We start from the raw sequence: 2968 nt of genomic DNA, 5'->3' as shown, positions 1-2968 counted from the left end.
CGCTGGGGCGCGCTGCAGGGCCTGGACCACTGCGCCTACGTGACCTGGAGCACCGGCGTGGGCGTGGGCCTGTGCGTGGACGGCCGGGTGCTGCGCGGCAAGAACGGCAACGCGGGCCATGCGGGCCACAGTTTTTCCAGCGATGGGCCGGGCGATGCCCTGTGCGGCTGCGGCAACGTGGGCGACGTGGAGTCGCTCGTGGCCGGCAGCTCGATGCCGCGCCGCTTCGGCCATGACGCCGAACAGCTGGTGGATGCGGCCAAGCGGGGGGATGCCGCCGCGCACGCCGCGGTCGCGGGCATGTGCCGCGTGCTCGGCCGCATGCTCTACAACCTGGTGGCCACGCTGGACCTGCAGCGCATCAGCCTCGGGGGCAGCGTGTTCCTGCACCACCAGGACTACCTGCTGCCGCCGCTGCAGGCCGAGGTGTCGGCGCACCTGCCGGCGCTCACGGCCGGGGTGCGGCTGGTGCCGGCCGGCCTGGGCCTGCAGGTGGGCGACTATGCGGCGCTGGCGGTAGCAAGCGGCTGAGATGGATCGGCCTTCAACCGCCTCGCTCCGTTGGATCGCCTGGCCGTGCTCCCGCACTGTCGGCGGCTTCCCGCCGGGTGGTCCGGCGGAAGGCCAAACCGCAGGAACCGTTACATGGCGGCCCGGTCGGGGGGACGATAATCCGGCCCCATGCACATCCGCTTCACCAAGATGCAGGGCGCGGGCAACGATTTCGTCGTGATCGATGAAACCCAGGGCCGCCTCGGCCTCACCGCCGCGCAGTACCGCTTCCTGGGCGACCGCCACTTCGGCGTGGGCGCCGACCAGATCCTCACCGTCCGTCCCTCGCCCGCCGAGGGCATCGACTTCGAATACGTCATCCACAACGCCGATGGCGGCGAAGTGGAGCAGTGCGGCAACGGCGCGCGCTGCTTCGCCCGCTTCGTGCGCGACAAGGGCCTGACCACCCGCGACCGCATCCGCGTGCGCACCCGCGCCGGCGACATCGCCCCCGAACTCACCCCCGACGGCCGCGTGACGGTGGACATGGGCCGCCCGGTGCTCGATCCCGCGCGCGTGCCTTTCGACACCACGGGCCTCACCCCCATCATGCAGGGTTTGGGGCAAAAATGGCCTCTGGCGCATGATTCACTAGGGCGTGACGCTATTGTTTTTGTAGCAGTTGTTTCCATGGGCAATCCGCACGCGGTGCAGCTCGTGGACGACGTGGACACCGCGCCCGTCGCGCAGACCGGGCCGCTCATCGAGCGCCATGCGCGCTTTCCGCAGCGCGTGAACGCGGGCTACCTCCAGGTCGTGGACCGCACCCGGGTGCGCCTGCGCGTGTACGAGCGCGGCGCCGGCGAGACGCTGGCCTGCGGCACGGGCGCCTGCGCCGCCGTGGTGGCGGGCATCCGCCTGGGGCTGCTCGATGCGCGCGTGGACGTGCAGACGCGTGGCGGCCTCCTCACCATCGCCTGGAGCGGCGGCGACACGGACCCGGTCTTCATGACCGGTCCCGCCACCACCGTCTTCGAAGGCCAGATCGACATTCCCGACACACCATGACCATTCCCCACAACACCCAGGTTCCCCCCATCACCGAAGACGACATCGCCGAGTTCCTGGCGCAGACGCCGGGCTTTTTCGAGCGCCACGCCGAGGTGCTGGCCAGCGTGCAGATCACCAGCCCCCACGGCCAGCGGGCCGTGAGCCTGCAGGAGCGCCAGGCCGAGATGCTGCGCGAGAAGATCAAGGGCCTGGAGCAGCGCATCATGGAAATGGTGCGCAACAGCAACGAGAACGCCGCCATCGCCCACAAGATCCACCGCTGGACGCGCGAGCTGGCCGAGGCCCGCAACCCCTCCAGCCTGCCGCACGTGGTGGAGGAGGGCATCCGCCGCCTGTTCGACGTGCCGCAGGCCGCGCTGCGCCTGTGGGACGTGGCCCCCACCTATGCCGGTGCGGCCTACGCCCAGGGCGCGAGCGAGGATGCACGGGCCTTCGCTTCGTCGCTGACCATGCCGTTCTGCGGGCCCAACCTGGGGTTCGAGCCCACGGCGTGGCTGCCCGATGCATCGCAGGTGCAGTCGCTGGCCCTGCTGCCGCTGCGCGAAGGCGCGATCGACAGCACCGAGCCGGCCTTCGGTCTGCTGGTGCTGGGCTCGGCCGATCCGCACCGCTTCGATGCCGCCATGGGCACGGATTTTCTCGCCCGCATGGCGGAGCTGGCGAGCGGCGCGCTCTCGCGCCTGCGCTGAGCGGCGACGCCGGCCCCTTGCCCGCCGGCGCCTTCTGCCCTTCATTTTCCCTGCATCGCCGCCTGCCATGACCGAACCGGTGCCCACCACCGATGCCGAGCCGGCACCGGCCGCCACCGCGCCCACCGATCCGGCGGTGCTGCGCTACCTGGAGCACGTGCGCGTGGAAAAGCGCCTGGCCGCCCGCACCCTGGCCCTGTACACGCTGGACCTGCAAAAGCTCGCCCGCTTCGCCGAAGGCGCGGGCGTGCCGCTGCTCGGGTTGACCACCGCGCACATCCGCCGCTTCGTCGCGCAGATGCACGGCGGCGGGCGCAGCGGGCGCGGCATCGCGCTCATCCTCTCGGGATGGCGCGGGTTCTTCACGTGGGCCGGGCAGCAGGGCCTGGTGCCGCACAACCCCGTGCAGGGCGTGCGGGCGCCGCGCGCGCCCAAGCCGCTGCCCAAGGCCCTGCCCGTGGACGACGCAGTGCGCCTGGCTGAGTTCGAGCACGCGGGCGGAGACCCCTGGCTGGAGGCGCGCGACGCCGCCATGGTGGAGCTGCTCTACGGCTGCGGACTGCGGGTGGGCGAGCTGGTGGGCTTGGATGCCGTGCCCGGCCCCGACACCCAGCGCCAGGGCCGCGGCTGGATCGACCTGGAGGCCGGCGAGGCGCATGTGTTCGGCAAGGGCTCCAAGCGCCGCAGCGTGCCGGTGGGCACGGCCGCCCTAGCCG

The 2968-nt window shown here is 71.9% G+C and carries 4 protein-coding genes; all 4 read left to right on the top strand.

Annotated features, from left to right (window positions below; all coding sequences use genetic code 11):
• Nucleotides 1–531: ROK family protein (locus tag AC27IQ_RS21580; RefSeq protein WP_487090731.1), on the top strand; the 531-nt coding region annotated here is incomplete at its 5' end.
• Nucleotides 532–681: 150 nt separating this feature from the next.
• A complete protein-coding gene (gene dapF, locus AC27IQ_RS21575) occupies nt 682–1560 on the top strand; it encodes a diaminopimelate epimerase (protein WP_284429484.1) in 879 nt (292 codons plus the stop codon).
• Nucleotides 1557–2252, top strand: coding sequence for a DUF484 family protein (locus AC27IQ_RS21570; protein ID WP_284429483.1), 696 nt, complete (start codon nt 1557–1559; stop codon nt 2250–2252). Before dapF ends, AC27IQ_RS21570 begins: the two co-directional genes overlap by 4 nt.
• Before the next feature lie 67 nt (nt 2253–2319).
• Nucleotides 2320–2968 (top strand): site-specific integrase (locus AC27IQ_RS21565; protein ID WP_487090730.1); only part of this gene is annotated, 649 nt, incomplete at its 3' end.

This window comes from Acidovorax sp. KPB24-07 (assembly GCF_057543315.1).
This window is presented reverse-complemented; position numbering and strand designations above follow the sequence as displayed.

Excerpts from the sequence above, each read along its gene's own strand:
- AC27IQ_RS21570 (WP_284429483.1), top strand. The coding sequence starts at position 1,557 with ATGACCATTCCCCACAACACCCAGGTTCCCCCCATCACCGAAGACGAC.
- dapF (WP_284429484.1), top strand. The coding sequence starts at position 682 with ATGCACATCCGCTTCACCAAGATGCAGGGCGCGGGCAACGATTTCGTC.